At 67.8% G+C, this 17,150-nt stretch carries 22 protein-coding genes and 1 pseudogene; 9 read left to right on the top strand and 14 right to left on the bottom strand.

The annotated features are described in order from the left end of the window. Positions 1 to 288: 288 nt before the first annotated feature. Entirely contained in the window at positions 289 to 2,370 is a 2,082-nt protein-coding gene (locus tag MKK55_RS09195; RefSeq protein ID WP_243934351.1) for a PAS domain-containing sensor histidine kinase, read from the top strand. Between the two features lie 173 nt (positions 2,371 to 2,543). Here the strand turns inward: MKK55_RS09195 and MKK55_RS09190 are convergent, their stop codons facing one another. Next, complete coding sequence (locus MKK55_RS09190) at positions 2,544 to 2,873, bottom strand: hypothetical protein (RefSeq protein ID WP_243934349.1); 330 nt, start codon at positions 2,871 to 2,873, stop codon at positions 2,544 to 2,546. A 246-nt stretch (positions 2,874 to 3,119) separates the two neighbouring features. On the opposite strand from MKK55_RS09190, the gene MKK55_RS09185 reads away from it, so the two are divergent. After that, positions 3,120 to 3,281: a flagellin gene (locus MKK55_RS09185; RefSeq protein ID WP_243931967.1), complete on the top strand. Its 162-nt coding sequence runs from the start codon at positions 3,120 to 3,122 to the stop codon at positions 3,279 to 3,281. Between the two features lie 180 nt (positions 3,282 to 3,461). On the opposite strand, the pseudogene MKK55_RS09180 reads toward MKK55_RS09185, so the two are convergent. The 4 genes and pseudogenes from MKK55_RS09180 to MKK55_RS09165 form a co-directional block, all read right to left on the bottom strand. After that, positions 3,462 to 3,599, bottom strand: a pseudogene (locus MKK55_RS09180) (VIT family protein); the annotation flags it as partial. A gap of 59 nt (positions 3,600 to 3,658) precedes the next feature. Next, entirely contained in the window at positions 3,659 to 3,898 is a 240-nt protein-coding gene (locus MKK55_RS09175) for a DUF2934 domain-containing protein (protein WP_243931968.1), read from the bottom strand. A gap of 14 nt (positions 3,899 to 3,912) precedes the next feature. Further along, on the bottom strand, positions 3,913 to 4,284 hold the full coding sequence (locus tag MKK55_RS09170; RefSeq protein WP_243934346.1) for a hypothetical protein: 372 nt from the start codon (positions 4,282 to 4,284) through the stop codon (positions 3,913 to 3,915). 70 nt (positions 4,285 to 4,354) lie between these two features. Further along, entirely contained in the window at positions 4,355 to 5,005 is a 651-nt protein-coding gene (locus MKK55_RS09165; RefSeq protein ID WP_147724787.1) for a BON domain-containing protein, read from the bottom strand. A 139-nt stretch (positions 5,006 to 5,144) separates the two neighbouring features. On the opposite strand from MKK55_RS09165, the gene MKK55_RS09160 reads away from it, so the two are divergent. Next, positions 5,145 to 5,489, top strand: a complete 345-nt coding sequence (locus MKK55_RS09160) for a hypothetical protein (RefSeq protein ID WP_243934344.1) — start codon at positions 5,145 to 5,147, stop codon at positions 5,487 to 5,489. A 140-nt stretch (positions 5,490 to 5,629) separates the two neighbouring features. Beyond that, positions 5,630 to 5,953, top strand: coding sequence for a c-type cytochrome (locus MKK55_RS09155; RefSeq protein ID WP_187274699.1), 324 nt, complete (start codon positions 5,630 to 5,632; stop codon positions 5,951 to 5,953). Positions 5,954 to 6,011: 58 nt separating this feature from the next. On the opposite strand, the gene MKK55_RS09150 is transcribed toward MKK55_RS09155, so the two are convergent. Continuing rightward, positions 6,012 to 6,470, bottom strand: a complete 459-nt coding sequence (locus MKK55_RS09150) for a DUF1003 domain-containing protein (protein WP_243934342.1) — start codon at positions 6,468 to 6,470, stop codon at positions 6,012 to 6,014. Positions 6,471 to 6,541: 71 nt separating this feature from the next. Beyond that, a complete protein-coding gene (locus MKK55_RS09145; protein WP_243934341.1) occupies positions 6,542 to 6,844 on the bottom strand; it encodes a universal stress protein in 303 nt (100 codons plus the stop codon). A 62-nt stretch (positions 6,845 to 6,906) separates the two neighbouring features. Here MKK55_RS09145 and MKK55_RS09140 point away from each other — a divergent pair, with 62 nt between their 5' ends. Both MKK55_RS09140 and MKK55_RS09135 read left to right on the top strand, forming a co-directional pair. Next, complete coding sequence (locus MKK55_RS09140) at positions 6,907 to 7,881, top strand: universal stress protein (RefSeq protein WP_243934339.1); 975 nt, start codon at positions 6,907 to 6,909, stop codon at positions 7,879 to 7,881. Positions 7,882 to 8,015: 134 nt separating this feature from the next. After that, positions 8,016 to 8,354 carry a hypothetical protein gene (locus MKK55_RS09135; RefSeq protein ID WP_243934337.1) on the top strand — a complete coding sequence of 113 codons (339 nt, stop codon included), beginning with the start codon at positions 8,016 to 8,018 and terminating at the stop codon, positions 8,352 to 8,354. Positions 8,355 to 8,628: 274 nt separating this feature from the next. Here the strand turns inward: MKK55_RS09135 and MKK55_RS09130 are convergent, their stop codons facing one another. Further along, positions 8,629 to 9,063, bottom strand: coding sequence for a hypothetical protein (locus MKK55_RS09130; protein ID WP_243934336.1), 435 nt, complete (start codon positions 9,061 to 9,063; stop codon positions 8,629 to 8,631). A 331-nt stretch (positions 9,064 to 9,394) separates the two neighbouring features. Between MKK55_RS09130 and MKK55_RS09125 the strand changes: the two genes are divergently transcribed. From MKK55_RS09125 to MKK55_RS09115, 3 genes are read left to right on the top strand one after another with little or no spacing between them, the layout of a single operon-like run. Beyond that, positions 9,395 to 10,765 (top strand): MFS transporter, encoded by a 1,371-nt coding sequence (locus MKK55_RS09125; RefSeq protein ID WP_243934335.1) that lies wholly within the window; start codon positions 9,395 to 9,397, stop codon positions 10,763 to 10,765. A 56-nt stretch (positions 10,766 to 10,821) separates the two neighbouring features. Beyond that, positions 10,822 to 11,808 (top strand): 2-hydroxyacid dehydrogenase, encoded by a 987-nt coding sequence (locus tag MKK55_RS09120; protein WP_243934334.1) that lies wholly within the window; start codon positions 10,822 to 10,824, stop codon positions 11,806 to 11,808. Positions 11,809 to 11,834: 26 nt separating this feature from the next. Beyond that, positions 11,835 to 12,350: a hypothetical protein gene (locus MKK55_RS09115; RefSeq protein WP_409566037.1), complete on the top strand. Its 516-nt coding sequence runs from the start codon at positions 11,835 to 11,837 to the stop codon at positions 12,348 to 12,350. Here MKK55_RS09115 and MKK55_RS09110 read toward each other — a convergent pair. The 6 genes from MKK55_RS09110 to MKK55_RS09085 form a co-directional block, all read right to left on the bottom strand. Beyond that, positions 12,297 to 12,725 (bottom strand): GlcG/HbpS family heme-binding protein, encoded by a 429-nt coding sequence (locus tag MKK55_RS09110; protein WP_243931979.1) that lies wholly within the window; start codon positions 12,723 to 12,725, stop codon positions 12,297 to 12,299. The two genes, MKK55_RS09115 and MKK55_RS09110, sit on opposite strands and share 54 nt — an antisense overlap. Next, positions 12,722 to 13,432, bottom strand: a complete 711-nt coding sequence (locus MKK55_RS09105) for a hypothetical protein (protein ID WP_243934333.1) — start codon at positions 13,430 to 13,432, stop codon at positions 12,722 to 12,724. Before MKK55_RS09105 ends, MKK55_RS09110 begins: the two co-directional genes overlap by 4 nt. 72 nt (positions 13,433 to 13,504) lie before the next feature. After that, a complete protein-coding gene (locus MKK55_RS09100; protein WP_243934332.1) occupies positions 13,505 to 14,152 on the bottom strand; it encodes a BON domain-containing protein in 648 nt (215 codons plus the stop codon). Between the two features lie 605 nt (positions 14,153 to 14,757). After that, the gene (locus MKK55_RS09095) at positions 14,758 to 15,495 is read right to left on the bottom strand and encodes a cyclic nucleotide-binding domain-containing protein (protein WP_243934331.1); all 738 of its coding nucleotides are present in this window, start codon (positions 15,493 to 15,495) and stop codon (positions 14,758 to 14,760) included. A 57-nt stretch (positions 15,496 to 15,552) separates the two neighbouring features. After that, positions 15,553 to 15,723 (bottom strand): hypothetical protein, encoded by a 171-nt coding sequence (locus tag MKK55_RS09090; protein ID WP_243934329.1) that lies wholly within the window; start codon positions 15,721 to 15,723, stop codon positions 15,553 to 15,555. Positions 15,724 to 15,911: 188 nt separating this feature from the next. Continuing rightward, positions 15,912 to 17,009 (bottom strand): sensor histidine kinase, encoded by a 1,098-nt coding sequence (locus MKK55_RS09085; RefSeq protein WP_243934327.1) that lies wholly within the window; start codon positions 17,007 to 17,009, stop codon positions 15,912 to 15,914. Positions 17,010 to 17,150: the final 141 nt, after the last annotated feature.

Below are 17,150 nucleotides of genomic sequence, written 5' to 3'. Positions count from 1 at the left end.
CCCGTTCGTCGGCCTCATCGCGATCTCGGTTCGGGGTGAAAAGCGAGCGCCATAGCTCGGCCGAGGAGCAATCCCTCCGCGACCACTGAAGGCGCACGTGCCATAAGGGGGCATGGCCCCTGAAATGTCCTCCGATGAGCCGAAGCGTGCGATCACGTCTTCGGGCGACTGCGAAAATCACGACCGTACGGTCTTCGACACGCTCAATGAGGAGTGTCACCGACCCAGCAAGAGAACGTCCGGGCGCAGCCTCTGCCGCTTCTTACGGCGTCCGCGGGGCATGACGCGGTGAGCGACGCGACGGCCTTCCTGGCTGGCGGCGGTGAGGCCGCGCGCCTCATCCGCGAGCGCGACTGGTCGGCTCATCCTCTCGGGCACCCCGAGACGTGGCCGCAAGCTTTCAAGACCGCGCTCTCGCTGGTCTTGAACTCGCCCGAGAGCATGATTCTGGCCTGGGGGCCGGACCTGCACTTCTTCTTCAACGACACCTATTCCCGCCTGCTCGGCCCCCGGGTGGCCTGGGCCACGGGCGAACGCTTCGACAGGGTCTGGGCCGACGCCTGGGACCAGGCCAAGCCCATCATCGAAGACGCCTTCGCCGGGCGCAGCCATCGCTTCGAGGACCTTCCATGGAAGCTCGATACCGACCGGGGGGCGGCGCAGACCTGGTTCTCCTTCTCCTATTCGCGGGTGCTCGATGCCGCCGGCAGGATCGCGGGCCTGTTCATCTTCGCCGACGAGACCACGCAGCGGGTGCTGACCGACGCCGCGCTCAAAGACAGCCAAGAGAGCCTGGAACGGGCACTCGGCGAGGTGCGCAGCCTGAACGCGACCTTGGAACAGCGCGTGGAGGAGCGCACGAACGAGCGAGACCTGATGTGGGACACCGCTCCCGACCTGATGCTGATCATCAACTTCGAAGGCATCTTCCAGCGGGTCAACCCGGCATGGACCCGCCTTCTCGGCTACGAGCCGCACGAATTGGTCGGGCACCACGTCAACGAGTTCGTCCTGGTGGAGGACCACGTGGAAACGGTTGGTGCTTATACCGAGGCGGCCGAGGGCGGGATGCCCCACATCGTCAACCGCTACCGGCACAAGGATGGCTCGACGCGCTGGATCTCATGGACCGCCGCCCCTGCCGGAACGCTGACCTACGCGACCGGGCGCGACATCACCGAGGCCCGGGAAAGGCAGGCCGAGCTGGAGCAGGCTCAGGAGGCCCTTCGCCAATCCCAGAAGCTGGAAGCCGTCGGCCAGCTCACCGGCGGGGTCGCGCACGATTTCAACAACCTGCTGACCATCATCCGCTCGTCCGTGGACTTCCTTCGACGACCGGACCTGCCAGAAGTGCGCAAGGATCGGTATCTCAACGCCGTCTCCGATACGGTTGAGCGCGCGGCCAAGCTCACCGGCCAGCTGCTCGCCTTTGCACGCCGGCAGGCCCTCAAGCCAGAGGTGTTCGACGTCGGCGAGAGGATGCGCGGGATCGCGGAAATGCTCGACACCGTGACGGGCGCACGCGTCCACGTGGTCGCGGAGGTGCCCGATGCACCCTGCTTCGTCCGAGCGGATCTAAGCCAGTTCGAGACCGCGCTCATCAACATGGCCGTCAACGCGCGCGATGCCATGGACGGGGAGGGAACGCTCACCCTGCGCCTCGGATGCCGGACGGCCCTTCCCGTCATCCGCGGCCATGCCGGCTCGCGCAAAGCCTTCGCCACGGTCTCCCTCGTCGATACGGGTTCAGGCATCCCCCCGGACCTGCTCAGCCGGATCTTCGAGCCGTTCTTCACGACCAAGGAGGTCGGCAAGGGCACGGGGCTCGGCCTGTCGCAGGTATTCGGCTTCGCCAAGCAGTCGGGCGGCGACATCGACGTTGCCAGCACCGTCGGGGAAGGCACAACCTTCACCCTCTACCTGCCGGAAGTCGAGCAAGAGGAGGTCCAGGACCGTGTCCGCGGGCCCGACGGGGGTCAGACGCCGCTCGGCACGGGGCAGCGCATCCTCGTCGTTGAGGACAACATCGGCGTCGGTCAGTTCGCGACACAGATCCTTGAGGACCTGGGTTACCGACCGACCTGGGCAGCCAACGCCGAGGAGGCGCTGGACCGGCTAGGCGGCAATGGCGCAGGCTTCAACCTGGTGTTCACCGACGTGGTGATGCCAGGCATGGGTGGCGTAGAGCTTGCCAAGGCTCTGCAGCGGCGGTTGCCGCACCTGCCGGTGGTCCTGGCATCCGGCTACAGCCACGTGCTGGCGCAGGAGGGCACGCACGGGTTCGAGCTGCTGCAGAAGCCGTACTCGGCAGTGCAACTGGGCGACATCCTGCACCGGCTCCTCGGCCTTCATGGGAGGGGTTCGGTCTAAGCAGGCTCGGCTTCCGGCTTGGTCGGTGTGTTCAAGACCCCGCTATGTCCGCTTCGATGCACCTGTCGTCCGAAAGCAGACGGGCAGAGAACCACCTACCCCGGACGTTGGCCTCTACCTCAACAGCCTGGAGGCGGACCTTCCGAAGGTCGCCAAAGGGTCAAGAGTTCGCGTCAGGATTGATCGGTGGAGCAGCAGCAGTGAAGCCGAGCCACCGCCTCCATCGACAGCAGCGGCCAGCTCGACGTCGTCGGCACCGGCTCGGACGCGATCACCCTGGCCGCCGGCCTGACCACGGTGGGCGAGTTCACTGCCGACGCGACGGAGACCGCCAAGCTCACGGGCGGGGCAGCGTTCACTACGTCCGGCGGCGCCTCGGTCCAGCGCTCGGCCCTGATCGACCAGTTCAACAACTTCGGCACGCAGGTCGACCATGCGGCCAAGGATGCCGGCTTCAACGGCACCAACCTGCTGGCCGGTGACAACCTGACCATCGCCTTCAACGAAAAGACCGGCTCGGTCCAAGCTCAGCGTCCAGGGCACCGCCCTGTCGGCGGCCGGCCTCGGGCTCGGCAGCTTCGTCGCTTTGGCCGCCGCCCAGGGTGGGGCGAACTTCGGCGTGCAGAACAACGCCGACCTCGTCAAGGCGTCGGACGCGCTGACCAACGCGCTGACCAGCCTGAAGTCGCTGAGCTCGACCCTGGGCTCGAACCTCTGGGGTTCAGACGCGGCAGGACTTCACCAAGCAGATGGTCGACGGGCTCAACACCGGAGCGGCGAACCTCACGGATGCGGACATGAACGAGGAGGCCGCGCGCTCGCAGGCGCTGTCGACGCGGCAGTCCCTGGCGATCTCGGCGCTGTCGCTGGCCAACGCCGCCAACCAGGGCATCCTCCAGCTCCTGCGCTGAGCCGGGACTGGCCGGCGCGGCCGTGCCGTCGCGCTGGCTGCCACGTGAGAGGGCGCCCAGGCGGTCGGGGGGCGCAACATACGACGGTGCGCCGATACCGGCGATCTCGTGGGTTATGACGTCGCCATCACCGTCGTAGGACTCCACGCGACGTCCGGAGGCCCGACCGTGTGCTCGCACGCCCGAGGCAGCTGAAGAAGCGGCCACGCCGACAATAAGGCCCGCCGTGGAGACGAGCCCGACATCGGCACCGAGCATGGCGGCACGCAGCCAGCCGATGCGGTTGACGAGATGCTTTTCCATATGGATTGCGCGCATCGGCTTCAGGGTCTCTCGAGGGGACGCTCGCCTCTGTCCGGGAGTTCGAGGGTCGGGGGTCAGCAACAGCAATCGGACCCCGATCCACTCTTCACGAAGTCCCCGTCGGGGAGCACCGGCTTACCGGTCTTCTCGCCCTCAAGCTCGCGTTCGGCCTGGAGCCAGAACTCGACCTCGTAGCCATGAGGGCGGCCACGCATGTTCCAGAGCTCAAAGGCTCTGAGACGGATGTCGCCTTCGGTCTGCGTCGTATCGGTGGGCATGCTCTGGTCCTCGCGATGGTCGGGATCGATGGTCATGGGCACCGCCACGCCTATGCCAGAGGCGTCTCCGGCGATGCCCTGTGCAAGGCCGCATGACGCTTACTCATCGCTCCCTGGATCAGGGTCGCGATGGCGTAGCCCATGGCGCCGACGGCCAGGGCGGTTGCCAAGGGCGATGTCAGGCCGCGCTCCCCCCGTCCCGGATGTCCGCCGCGGCTCGACCGTTCGGCCCTGCGGATGCCAGCCCGTCCGCGGTCGAGGGTATCCCGTGCCAGATGGGTCGCCCGCTCGGCGACGTCTTCAACGGCGTCGCTCGCGCGCCAGAAGATCTCGTCGGCGGCACCCTCGATGCGGCGGCCTCCATCGGTGCCGGTATCCTCGTCGTCCGTGGACTGGCGATGCTCGTTATGGGGCTTCGTCATGGTCGATTTCCTGTTTCGGAGGTCGGAATCCCTGCCGGGCCCACGAGGACCGGCAGGGGCTTCGCGTCGCTCAGACGACGCTGATGCGGTTCTCGACCGCGGTGGTGCCAGGGGAGGCCCACGCGGCTCCCATCGCCTCCCTGCGCTCCTGCATGGTGCGCACGGTCCCGCCGAGGTAGACGGTCCCGCCATCCGCCTTGACGGTCACGGTCTTCGGGTCGAACAGCCAAGAGCGATCCAGCGCCTCGCTGATGCTGTCGCTGACGGCCTCGACGTCGACCTGGGGCTTGACCACGATCCGGTTGTTCACGGCGACGACACCGGACAATTGCCGAAGCTCGCGCTCGGCGACCTCGGACTGGAAGCGATGGTCGACGTCGCCGGTCAGGATGACGGTCCCCTTCGAGACCTTCACCATGACGCGATCCGGAGGGACGGCGACGTTCCAGGCGAGACGGGCGATGGCGGTCGCGGCGATGTCCTCGTCGGACCGCTTGCGGGCGTAGGGCACCACGACCTCGATCTCCTGCACGAGGGCCCTGACGCCCCTGACGCGGCATGCGGCGGCCTCGGCGGCGATCTTCTCGTCGTAGGTCCCCACCTGACCGGACAGGGCGACCACGCCGTCCCTGGCTGTGACGCCGATTTCCGAGGAGGTCACCGCCGGATCCCAGATGAGTTCGGCCGTGACGCGGTGTTGCAGGCTGGTGTCGTGGGACATGACGGTCTCCTTGGGGCTGCCGGGATCGCCGATGCGCGGAAGGGCTCGGCGACCCCGACCCATGTGAGGCTGTCCGGCGACGACGTCGAAACGTGTCCCGGCATCCGGTGAACGCTAGGTGGCGGAACCGGAGCAGTCCTTGATCCAGCGCAAGGATCAGGCGTCACCGGAATTGTTCATGACCGAACGAGCGGCTCGGGCGGCGAGCACGGGTCCACCGAGAACACCGGGGTTGATCTCGATCAAAGACCGGGCCCGACAACGCGGCCATCCCTGGGTCGTGGTCGGCCGTAATAAGGCGCGACCGGAAATCAGGGGTCCATCGGTCATGAGCACGTACGTCGCATCGTTGACCAATGTCGCCGTCACGCGAGCGACGCCGACTGCGGCATCGCTCGATCCATTGACGGAGAGCCTGCGGATGCTGGGGGTCGCCGTCCTCGGATCGGCAACCGCCGTCTGCCTGATGTGGCTCGTATCCTGAGCGACGTCCCGGTCGCCGCCCTACCGTCGAGCCGACCCGCCGCCTGGACCTTCCGCGTCGATGGGGGCCTGCCGGCCTCGCTTCTCGGATGCGTCCGGCGCGAGGCGCGTCATGGCATCAGCCGAACCCGGAGCCATCCCATGTCCATTCGCCTTCCCGTATCCGCGCTGCTCATGACCGGCCTCCTACAGGTCGCGGCGGCGGCCACGGATGGACAGGTCCAACGTGGCAAGACCTTCGTCGGCGCGAACTGCGCCACCTGCCATGCCGTCGGCCGGATCGGGGAAAGCCCCCTGGCCGTCGCACCCGCATTCCGGGAACTCCATACGAAGTATCCGGTCGAGGACCTCGGCGAGGCCCTGGCGGAGGGCATCACCACGGGGCATCCGACCATGCCCCAGTTCGAGCTCGAGCCCGACCAGATCACGGACGTGTTGGCCTACCTGAAGTCCCTGGAGCAATGACCGTCCTGCCATGGAGGCTTCCAACCTGCATCCCTAGGAAGCGGACATCGAAAACCCGTCAGGGACGCGTCGCCTTCTCGGCGCCGGCACCGACCGCCTTGGCGATGGCCTCGATCCGCGTCGACTGGTCGGCCAGCATGCCCTCGAGACGCGCCATCCGGATGCGATCGAGCTTGTCGTGCGAGGCCATGATCTCGACCTCCGCCTTCAGGTTGATCTCGTAGTCGAGACCGGCCGCCATGCGATCCCGCGCCGCCTGGCGGTTCTGCGACATGAGGATCACCGGCGCCTGAAGAGCGGCGACCATCGACAGGATCAGGTTCAGGAAGATGTAGGGGTAGGGGTCGAAGGCGCCGGCGCGGGCCAGGACGACGGTGTTCACGACGACCCACGCGACGAGCATTCCCGTGAAGACCAGGATGAAGCCCCACGAGCCACCCAACTGGGCGACGCGGTCCCCGAGGCGCTCGCCGAAGGTCTGGTGCTCGACGACGACGCGGTTAACGTCCCGGGACACGTACCGCCGCTTGGCGATATGAAGGATCACCCGCCGCTCGCGTTTGGAAAGCCCTTCCAATCCGGCTTCCATCAACTGCCGGGCCAGCTGGGTGACCGCACCGTCGACCGGCGGCTTACCGCCGTCATCGGCATTTCGCGGGAGGGATCATGCCGCTCGTCGGGGCGTGCTCGGTCATCAGTGGCCCAGGAAGCTGCAGACGGGGCAACGGCGCAGGACATCCCGGGTGACGCCGCGAGGACGGCCTCCCGCAAGCGCCCATGACCGTAGGCTCCCATGACGATCAGGTCGGTCGCGCCCTTGGACGCCAGGTCGAGCAGGGCTTCCGCATCGCCTGCGAGATCGACGGACACCATGATGCTCGCGAATGTCATGGACGGGACGGCTCGCTCGGCTGCGGGAAACCGGACGATGCCCGTCCGCCGAGGTGCCGGCTTTGACCCAACGCAAGGGCGGGGCCGGAAATCGTACCGGGCCATCGTCGGCGGACGACGATGCCTGGCCTTTCGCCGCCCGGAACGGGTTTGCGCTGGATCAACGATGGATGCCCGGCGAACCGGCATGGTCCTCCCGTCTTCAGGGGAGGTCCACCATGTCGTATGCCAGCATCATCGTCGCCGTGGATCCCGGGGAGCGGACGGCTCCGCGGATCGGTGTGGCCGCGCATCTCGCGCGACGGCTCGATGCACGCCTCATCGGCGTCGCGGCCTGGGCACCGGACTACCCGCGGGGGTTCGGGGAGACGTCCGTGCCGACCGGATACGGGATCGAGGACCTCCGCCAGAAAGCCTTCGGTGAGTTGCACCGGGCGGAAGAGACTTTCCGTCTTGCGGCCCGGCCGGCGGAGCGGATCGAGTGGCGTTCCGAGCTCAGGGAAACGCTCACGTTCCTCGCGGAGCAGTCGCGGGCGGCCGATCTCGTCGTGGTCGGGCGTCAGGGGAAGAACGACCTGCCGCATCACGCGGCCGCCGTCGGACCCGGTGACGCACTGATGACGGTGGGCCGGCCGATCCTCGTCGTGCCGCACGGCGTGGAGCGACTGTCGGCGACCCGCGTGGTGGTGGCCTGGAAGGACACCCCGCAGGGCCGGAGGGCGATCTCCGATGCGATGCCGTTCCTGACGCTCGCCGAACAGGTCCAGGTCGTCCAGGTCGCGGAGGGCACCGACCGGACCGAGTTGGAGGACGTCGTCGCCTATCTCGGCCTGCACGGCGTCAAGGCCGTGGGGGTTCTCAAGGTCCCGAAGGCTGGCGGGACGGCCGGGACCCTGCTCGACGCCGCCGAGATGTTCGGGGCGGACCTGATCGTCAGCGGAGCCTTCGGGTACAGTCGCCTGCGGGAATGGTTCTTCGGCGGCGTGACGCGCACCCTCCTCGACCACAGCCCTGTCTGTTGCCTGATGTCTCACTGAACGCCATCCGGTGGATCGACGTCCGGCGAGGTCGTTGATCCACCGCAAGGACGATGCCGGCCCGGCATCTACGGTGATCCCCGCGCCTGCACGGTCGACGCCCCGCGTTCGACCACGGCGAGAAGGAATTCGAGATGACCTGTCCCCGCGCCGTCGAGGCCCTGACCAAGCAGCGTGACCGTCTCGTCGAGGTGCTCCGCCTGATCGACGACGGGCGCTGGTGGACCGGGGACGACGCCTGCCGGATCGACGAGGACGAGGTCTGCCTGCAGGCCGACGGGATCGGGGCCGCCCTCGACGTGGTCGAGCGTCTCGCCGGCGAGATGGCTGCGGAGGACGGCACCGGCACCGGGTCGCAGCTGGCTCCGAAAGCGACGCATGCCATCTCGACACCGGGACATCATGTTCACGAAGGCCGCGCCGCGCCGGAAGGCCTCGGTCCGTTCTCTCGGGGCCAGGTCGGTCCCCTGTAAGACGAGATCCATCCGTCGGGGGGATACGAGCCGCGGGCCCGGCGGCTTTCCGGCGGCGTCCCGAAGCTGGCCTGATCAATAATAAGCGCCGCACCCTGGGCCATCTCCGTGGCGATCCGACGGGAGCCGGAGGATACTCGGGACCGGATCGCGGGTGTCATCCGCGAGGTCGTGGAACGCCTCGAACGGGACCTCCCGACCGAACAGGCTGACCCGAAGACGTATCCGGCTCGGTTCGGGCGGAGGCGCGTCGCGGCTCGCAGGGAAAGCCCCTTCATCGCGAGAGGAATGCCGGTACCTGACGTCCGATTTCCCTCACGGCATGCGCTGTCGATCGTCCTTTCGTGAGCGACCGACGGTTTTTCGAGGCGGTCCGGACGATGTCGAGGGCGGCGACGACCGCGATACCAACACCGAGGACGAACGGCATCGAGATCGCGGGCTCGGCCATGGGCGGTCGACTGACGGCGCCCATCGGTAGGAGAGCCCGTTGAAGCATCCAGGGCGAGACGGCGACCCAGGCACCCAGCACACTGGATGCCCACCGCGTCCAGGGCTCTGGTTCGGGCCCGTCGAGGAACGCCAAGCCCATGACGGCAAACCCGCATGCGAAGGCGTTCAGTGCGGCGGGGGAGTTCCCGGTCTCCAAGAACAGGAACGGAGTGAGGACCACGAGCGCCCCCAGCACCGCCGAGATGCCGTCGAGCATGGCCCCGACGTCGCTCCCATCCTTCGGGAACCTTAGAGTTCTCCCGCCCATGTCACCCGTTCCTCGTGGGCCGATCACGGTCGCGAGCGAGGTCCGCCCATCGAGGTGCCAGCAGGGAACGAGCCTACGGCGGGAACGCGGGCGGTATCCTTGATCCAGCGCAAGGCTTCGTCCCGAGCCCCGATCTAGGGTCTTCGTGTCCCCTCGTTCGCTTGCAGGACGCGTCCCCTCACCAGGGGCTCTCGGTGTCGCGAACGACCACGGAAGAACGTGCTTTCCGGGCGGGCATCACGAAACCGCGGCCAGCCGCGAATGCCGGAGAGATCTCGAAATGGTGGACGCGGCAATCGCCAAAGGCGATCCAAAAGACCTCTCGGTGGCGCTGCCTGCAGGTGGACGATCCGATCCTTCGCCGCCGGCCGAGCTCAAGCTCCTGTTCCTCCTTTCCTGGGTGCTCTGCGCGGTCTTCTACTTCTTCCAGTACGCGGTGCGGTCTGCGCCCGGGGTGATGCAGGCGGAACTCGCCTCGGCCTGGGGTGCCAATCACATCGGGACGATGATCTCGGCCTATTACGTCGCCTACGCGGTGATGGCCCTGGTCGCAGGCGTCCTGCTGGACCGGTACGGCGCCCACCGGACCATCCCGTACGGCATCGCCGTCGTCGGCCTCGGATGTCTCGTGTTCGCGCAGGGCAGCGAGGCGGCCGGCATGATCGGCTTCGTGCTTCAGGCGACCGGGGCGATCTTCGCCTTCGTCGGTTCGTCCTACGTGGCGGCCCGGTACCTGCCGACGCGCATGCTGGCGCTGTTCATCGGCCTCACGCAATGCCTGGGCATGGCCGGCGCGGCGTTCGGATCGAAGCCCGTCCACATGGCCATCGACCCGGCCGGCGGCTTCAACGTCCCCTGGCAGCATGTCTGGGTCACCTTCGCCGCGATGGGCTTTGTCTTGGCCCTCGCGACTTGGTTCGTGATGCCGCGCGAGACCGGCGACAGCCCGAGCCACCATGCCGAGTTCTCGGTCTCCGCCCTGCTCCATCCGTTCAAGGTTATCTTCGGTAATCCGCAGAGCTGGCTCGCCGGCATCGTCGGGGGCCTTCTGTTCCTGCCCACCACCATCGGTGCCCTGGTCTGGGCCACGTCTTTCCTCCATGCCGGCGAGAACCTGTCGATGGCGGACGCCGCGTCGGACGCGGCCATGGTGCCCATCGGCTGGGTCCTCGGGTGTCCGCTCCTCGGATACGTCTCGGACAGGCTCGGCCGGCGTAAGCCGGTGCTGCTGGGCGGCGCCCTGCTGATGCTCGCCGCGGGCCTGACGGCCATCTACGTCCCGGTGGGCACGCTGCCGCGCTACTCCGTGGCCCTCATCCTCGGCATCGCGTCCGGGGCGGCGATGATCCCCTTCTCGATGATGAAGGAGACAAACCCGTCGGAGGTGAAGGGCACCGCGGCCGGGGTGATGAACTTCCTCGTCTTCGTGACGACGGGGATCATGTCGCCGTTCATCTCGCACCTGATGCTACCGCGGCAGGGCGTCCCCCTGACCCTGGCTGACTTCCAGACCGCCTTCCTGCCCCTGGTGGGCGGCGTCGTCCTGGCCTTGGTCCTCGCTCTGTTCCTCCGGGAGACCGGCACGGCCGAGCAGGGACCCCTCGCGCAGGACGGCACGAAGCCTTTCGTCTCAGTCCTGGCGCCCGCCTGAGCGGCTTCGATTCAAATGCCTTCTCCTCGACCGCCCTCACGCCCAAGGATGACCACATGGATGTCGCGGTCTTCAGCACCAAGCCGTACGACCGGCGCTTCCTCGACGCGGCGGTCGCGGGCCGCCACGCCCTGACCTACATCGATGCGCGGCTCGACCGGACCACGGCGGTCCTCGCCGGCAAGGCCCAGGTCGTCTGTGCGTTCGTCAACGACGCGGTCGACACCGCCGCCCTCAATGTGTTCGCGCAACTCGGTGTGCGCCTCGTCGTCCTGCGGTCCGCAGGGTTCAACAACGTCGACCTCGCCGCCGCCAAGCATCACGGCATCCGCGTCGCCCGGGTCCCGGCCTACTCGCCCGAGGCCGTTTCCGAGCACGCCGTGGCGCTGATGCTGTCGCTCGACCGGCACATCCATCGTGCCTACGCCCGGGTCAGGGACGGCAACTTCGCCCTCGACGGCCTGCTCGGGTTCAACCTGCATGGCCGGACCGTGGGAATCGTCGGGACCGGCCGGATCGGCCTCGGCGTCGCCAGGATCATGCTGGGCTTCGGCTGCAAGGTCCTGGGATACGACGTCGAGCCGAGCCCGGCCTGCGAGGCCATGGGCGTCGTCTACCGCCCGCTCCAGGACCTGCTCGCCACCTCGGACATCATCTCCCTGCACTGCCCCCTGACGCCGGAGACGCACCATCTCATCGATGCGGCCGCCATCGGCGTGATGAAGCGCGGCGTGATGCTGATCAACACCAGCCGCGGCGCCATCATCGATACCAAGGCCGTCGTTGCCGGCCTGAACGAGGGTCGGATCGGACACCTCGGCCTCGACGTCTACGAGGAGGAGGAAGAGCTTTTCTTCGAGGACAAGTCCGACGCGGTGATCCGGGACGACGTCTTCGAGCGCCTGCTGATGTTCTCGAACGTGCTCGTCACCGGGCATCAGGGCTTCTTCACGGTCGAGGCGATGACGGCCATCGCCGAGACGACCGTCGCCAACATCGACGCGTTCGAACGGACGGGACGACCGGTCCACGAGGTCCTCTGACCCCGCGGGGGCGCGTACCCTCACCGATGGAGAACACCACGCTGCCCCACGTCACCCTGACATTCGCCCGCGGACCGGATTTTCCCAGTGGAAGCGTCGACCGCGGCTACGAGATCGACGCGCCCCTCGACGCCGGGGGAGAGCTCGATCCGGTGCTCTGGCGCAAGATGCGGGACTTTTGCCGCGTCCGCCGGTTCTGGCTCGGGGAGCCGTACCGCGACGGGCGCCTGATCCACCGGCAGGGTGGCTTCGGTGGGGGCACGTGGCTGATCGACCACGACGACAGGACGACGGATGACGACGAGCCTGGCTACCGGCTGGGCAGCCACCGTTTCGTGGAGGGCGAGTATGTCTCGATCAGCGAAGACGATACGATGCGGACCTTCGGGGTCGCAACGCTCGTCGGTCATGACGGTGGATCGGGAGCGGGTTCCGACGAGCATGGTCGCCCGCCTGCGTCGTCGAGGGTGCCATGGCCGGGGCCGGCGTCACCCGTAGGTGGCCGCCCCGACGGTCGCGCAGGCGCGATCCTGTTCCCGTGATGCCTCGCCGTAGACGCCTATGGCACCGATGAGGGTGCCATCCCGCCGAAGGGGAATGCCGCCGCGCTCGTGGAACGCCGCGGTTCCCTCGCCTTCGACGACGGAACAATAGAGATCATCCCCGGGCGGCGGCATGATCTCGCTCGGCTCGCCGGAGATGGCCGAGGCCACGGCCTTCCCGATGGCCCCGCGGGCGCTCATGCAGCCAGCGCCGTCCATTTTCGAGAAGGCGACGAGACGGCCCTGTGGGCCACAGACCGCGACGCTCACGGTGATCCCGAGCCGGCAGGCCTCGGTGACGGCGCGCCGGACGATTGCGGTCGCCTCCTCCAGCGTCAGGTCGCGGTCGTCGACCATGGAAACGCGGGCATTCATGACCGGTCGTCCCGGGTCAGCATCCCGCGCCCGAGCGCCAGCAGCTGGCTGTCCGTCGCCGCCGAAAGGTCGATGGTCGCAGTCGCCACCACGCGTCCCTGTATCTCGTGGTGATGCTCTCGCAGGCGCTCCGAGAGGACGGCCATCGCGCTGGCCTTGCCGGTCCCGTGGCCGACGATGGCCACGCGTGGCGCTCGTGCGACGGCCTCGGCGATGCGGTCGTAGTAGCCGAGGTCCTCGGGCGCGTGCTGGCCGCGATGGTTGGCCTCCTTTTGGGAGAGATGGTGGATGTAGCCCTTCGGGTGGTAGGGCCGTAGCGTCGTCTCGGTCTCGCCGCCCGCGGTCTCGGGATCGAGGCGATAGATCCGCGCCTCGTGGTGGTCGACGACGATGAGGGCATCGCTCTTCACCGGGGTTGGCGAGGCCTCAAGGATCTCGGTGGAGTAGGGCGACAGCCCGGCATCCTGCATCAGGTGGCGCAGGCGCTCGACCTCGCGCGGTTCCATGTCCTTGTCCCGCGGACGGAGGAAGGTCGCGGTCCGGCCGGCCAGGGTGAAGCCCCACGTGTCGTCGCGCTTCTTCTCGGTGCTGCCGATCCGCCCCACGAAGGCCACCACCTCGCGCCATGCCAGGTTGTTGCTGGCGGGGTGGTGGAAGATCCGGCCGAGGAGGGTCCGGTCGTGACCGTGTATCCGGGCATTGATCATCGGATGGGGTTCCTGACGGACTCCGCACCGGGCGACCTGCCCGGTGCGGTGACGGTGGGGGTCGCAGTTCGCTCAGACGACGCGGATGTCGTTGTCGACCGTCGTCGCGCCGGGCGCGCCCCAGGCCGTCCATCCGGCCAACTGTCGGTCGTACCAAGTGTGGACCGTGCCGCCGAGGTGGACGACACCGCCGTGGGCGGTGACGCTGATGGTCTTCGGGTCGTACCAGCTCCGATGAAGCGCCCTGGTGATGTCCGCGCTGATGTCGGTCGCGTTCGGATGCGGGTTGATCGTGATCAGGTTCGTGATGCCGACCACGCCGAGCATCCCGCGGATGTCATGCTCCGCGGCCGCCTTCTGGTACTGCCACTCGACCCTGCCGGTGAGCGTGACCCAACCCTTCTCGACCTTCACCTTCACCGCCTCGTCGGGAACGGAGACGTTCCAATCGAGCCGCTGCACGAGGGCGGCGGCGATCTGGTCGTCGCTTTTTCTGGCCTCGAACGGAAGGCGGACCTCGATCTCCTCGGCGACGGCGCGGACGCCCTTGACGCGTCCGGCGGCCTTCTCGGCGGCGTGCTTCTCCATGTAGTTCTGCACGTGGCCGGTCAGGGTCACGACACCGTCCTTGGCGGTCACGCCGATATGGGCGGCGGTCACGCTCGGCTCCCAACTGAGCTCGGCGAGGACGTTCGTCTGAAGCGTCTTGTCCATGGTCATGATCTGTTTCCTGGATCGTGGAGGATGCGGACCGTCTCCGGCGATGCCTGGCGAGGCCGGGGCGGAAGGGCGCGCGGCCCGTCGGCTTGGGAACCGCCGCTGGGGAGGGCCGGTAGCAGGACGGTTCCGTCGGTGCCCACGGGACGGACCCTAGTCGCCGGTCCCATGGGGTCCTTGATCCAGCGCAAAGTCCGACGGTACCGATGCGCGCATGCTGGCCATGACGTCGGGGTGGCCAAGACACTTGCCCCGGAAAGGACGGACGACGACAGGATCGATCAGGACCGCGTACGCCGCCTTCGGGGCGCTTCTCGTCGGGACGATGGTCCAGGCGGCGCACGCAGAGGAAACCCGCGCCCTGTCCAACGGCCCGAACATGCCGCGATCCGAGGAGGTGGTGCCGAGCGACATCCGCCCGCAGGATCCACTCGCCACCGGAACGAATCTGAGACCCGATGCGCCGGTATTGAAGCCTCGGTGGTATGACCTCAGGCGGCCGCCTGTCCGCCCCCCGGACCTCTGACGGCATCGCTGCCGAGGCGCGGACGATTGGGAGGACGGCAGGCACCCGACTCACTCCCGGTCGTTCGCTTGTGAGGCCAGGCTCAGTGCGCCGACATCCGGGCGAGGCGCGCCTGGTCAAGGAGGCGCACGCCCCCGGGGACGATCAGGAGGCAGCCGTCCCGGTCGAGGCGCGACAGGGTCCGGCTCACCGTCTCGATGGTCAGGCCGAGGTGGTCGGCGATGTCCAGGCGTCCCATCGGCAGTTCGAGGGTGACCGCGGATAGCCCGATCCGGACGTAGCGTTCCTGGAGCCCCACCAGGAACGCACCGATCTTCTCCTCCGCGGTACGCCGCCCGAGAAGCATCATCATGTCCTTGGCTCGAGACAGTTCCTGTCCGGTGATCTCGTGCAGGTGCATCATCAGGCCGGGATGTCCGCAGATCAGGTCCTTGAACGCCAGCCGTTCGAACCGGCACGCGGTGACCGAACCGAGTGCGTCCGCGGAGACGGCGAACCGGTCGAGCAGGGAAAGCCCGAGGAAGTCGCCCGGGAACGCGAAGCCGGTGACCTGCCGGCGCCCGTCCGGGAGGATGCGGTACAGGCGCAGCGCCCCCGAGGTGACGTTGAAGACCGAGCAAGCGGGCTCGTCCTGTCCGTACAGGGTCTCTCCGTGCGCGAGCGAGACGCGTCGGCTCAACGGCTCCAGGACATCGCGTTCCACCAGCGGCAGGGCCGCCGAGAGGCTGATGAGGCGGGCCTTTCCGACCCCGTCGCGGAGGAGCGAATTCGGGATGGGCCGGTAGGGTGCGGGAATGACCGTAAGTGGATGGATCGACATGGCTCTGTCCTTCCGGTTCGGTAAGGCTTCGTCGAGCGGCCAGGGAGATACGTCGCGTCAGCGACCGCGCCAGCGCTCGGTCGCACGGACGCGCTCCGCATGCCGGGCGAGGTCGAGGAAGTGGTTCCGGGCACCCTCGTCGAGCGTGAAGGCGCGCTGCAGGGCGCCGGCGGCCAATCGGACCGTGACGTCGTCCCAGGCACGATTGTCTTCCGCTCCGTCACGCACGGTCGTGACCGACTTGGCTAGAACGGAAAAGGCGTCGGCTCTGAACATTGTGACCTTTCGGAGCGGGCAATCCAGGTCGGTCTACGCCTAAGTATAACGTGCATGCGGCGTCAGGGTACGGAACCAAAAGCGCCGACCGGAGATGCAGTTTTGCTTGCATCCCGAGACCAAGGATCTGTGTCCGCCACTCAATCGAACCGCAGGATCTCGCTCAGGATCGCCGTGGCCGAAAAGAGGATGCCGGCCGGGCGGTAATCGATCTCGGCGGTCCCGCCGATCTCGACCGCCAGGGCGCGTTCGATCATACGAGACCCGAAGCCCGTCCTGGTCGGCGGGGCGACGGCCGGTCCCCCCGCCTCCTCCCAGGTGAAACGCAGCCGTTCCAAGCCGTCGACCTCGAGGATGTCCCACGTCAGCAGGACGCTTCCGGCCGCCGTGGACAAGGCTCCGTATTTGACGGCGTTGGTGGCGAGTTCATGGAGGGCCATGGCGAAGGCCAGCGCGACCCGCGAGGCGAGCTGGACGCTGGGCCCCCGGCACGTGAAGCGCCCCTCCTGGTCTGTCCCGAATGGGCGCAGCGCGACGCCGACGACCTCGCCAAGGGTCGCCCCCTCCCAGGTGTCGCGGATAAGCACGTCGTGCGCGGCCGACAACGCCAGGATGCGGGCGTCGAGGATGGTCTCGGCCTCTTCCAGGGAGGCGGACCTGCGGAGGGTCTGGCGGACGATGGACTGCACCGTCGCGAGGGTGTTCTTGACCCGGTGGGCCAGTTCCTTCGCCAGCAGGTCGCGGTGCGCCTCGACCCTCCTGCGGTCGGTGATGTCGAGCGAGATGCCGGCGATGGTCAGGGCCGTCCCGTCCATTCGGTAGGAGGCATGCCCGCGGGCGTGTATCCAATGGACCGCCCCGTCCGGGTAGGTGATCCGGAATTCGTGGTCGTATTGCGTGTCCCCGGCGATGGCCGCCGAGACCGCTCCCTGCATGCGTCCCCTGTCCTCCGCGTGGACACCCTCGATCCAGGCCTCGTAGGTGAAGGGTGCGAGGGGATCGCGTCCGAAGTTCGCCTTGCATCCCTCCGATGCGTCGAGCGACATCGTCGCGAGGTCGAGGGTCCAGGAACCGATGCGTCCGGCCTCCTGGGTGAAGCGGAGGCGCTCCTCGCTCAGGGCCAACGCGGCCGCATGCGCCTTCGCCTCCGTGGCAAGCCGATCGAGGATCACCACCCCGTGCACGTCCCGGTCGTGGAACACGGCGGGCGGCGAACCAAGGATCGGAGGCGGTTCCACTCTAGGTCGTGAACTCATAACGTCTGGCACGGTTTGGCCGTGGCATCGTTGGTTCTCCGAATGGAGGACCGAGGATGGCGCGGTTTGACCTGACGGATGAAGAGTGGGCGGTGATCGAGCCGGTCCTGCCGACGGACGTGC

Origin of the sequence: Methylobacterium sp. J-059, from assembly GCF_022829485.1 — a bacterium.
GTDB lineage: Bacteria > Pseudomonadota > Alphaproteobacteria > Rhizobiales > Beijerinckiaceae > Methylobacterium.
The sequence above is the reverse complement of the archived record's forward strand: the minus strand, read 5'-3'. Positions and strand labels throughout refer to the sequence as shown.

Excerpts from the sequence above, each read along its gene's own strand:
- MKK55_RS09125 (WP_243934335.1), top strand. The coding sequence starts at position 9,395 with ATGGTGGACGCGGCAATCGCCAAAGGCGATCCAAAAGACCTCTCGGTG.
- MKK55_RS09155 (WP_187274699.1), top strand. The coding sequence starts at position 5,630 with ATGTCCATTCGCCTTCCCGTATCCGCGCTGCTCATGACCGGCCTCCTA.
- MKK55_RS09095 (WP_243934331.1), bottom strand. The coding sequence starts at position 15,495 with ATGTCGATCCATCCACTTACGGTCATTCCCGCACCCTACCGGCCCATC.
- MKK55_RS09175 (WP_243931968.1), bottom strand. The coding sequence starts at position 3,898 with ATGACCATCGATCCCGACCATCGCGAGGACCAGAGCATGCCCACCGAT.
- MKK55_RS09185 (WP_243931967.1), top strand. The coding sequence starts at position 3,120 with ATGGTCGACGGGCTCAACACCGGAGCGGCGAACCTCACGGATGCGGAC.
- MKK55_RS09145 (WP_243934341.1), bottom strand. The coding sequence starts at position 6,844 with ATGACATTCGCGAGCATCATGGTGTCCGTCGATCTCGCAGGCGATGCG.
- MKK55_RS09130 (WP_243934336.1), bottom strand. The coding sequence starts at position 9,063 with ATGCTCGACGGCATCTCGGCGGTGCTGGGGGCGCTCGTGGTCCTCACT.
- MKK55_RS09100 (WP_243934332.1), bottom strand. The coding sequence starts at position 14,152 with ATGACCATGGACAAGACGCTTCAGACGAACGTCCTCGCCGAGCTCAGT.
- MKK55_RS09135 (WP_243934337.1), top strand. The coding sequence starts at position 8,016 with ATGACCTGTCCCCGCGCCGTCGAGGCCCTGACCAAGCAGCGTGACCGT.
- MKK55_RS09170 (WP_243934346.1), bottom strand. The coding sequence starts at position 4,284 with ATGACGAAGCCCCATAACGAGCATCGCCAGTCCACGGACGACGAGGAT.
- MKK55_RS09120 (WP_243934334.1), top strand. The coding sequence starts at position 10,822 with ATGGATGTCGCGGTCTTCAGCACCAAGCCGTACGACCGGCGCTTCCTC.
- MKK55_RS09105 (WP_243934333.1), bottom strand. The coding sequence starts at position 13,432 with ATGATCAATGCCCGGATACACGGTCACGACCGGACCCTCCTCGGCCGG.
- MKK55_RS09165 (WP_147724787.1), bottom strand. The coding sequence starts at position 5,005 with ATGTCCCACGACACCAGCCTGCAACACCGCGTCACGGCCGAACTCATC.
- MKK55_RS09115 (WP_409566037.1), top strand. The coding sequence starts at position 11,835 with ATGGAGAACACCACGCTGCCCCACGTCACCCTGACATTCGCCCGCGGA.
- MKK55_RS09110 (WP_243931979.1), bottom strand. The coding sequence starts at position 12,725 with ATGAATGCCCGCGTTTCCATGGTCGACGACCGCGACCTGACGCTGGAG.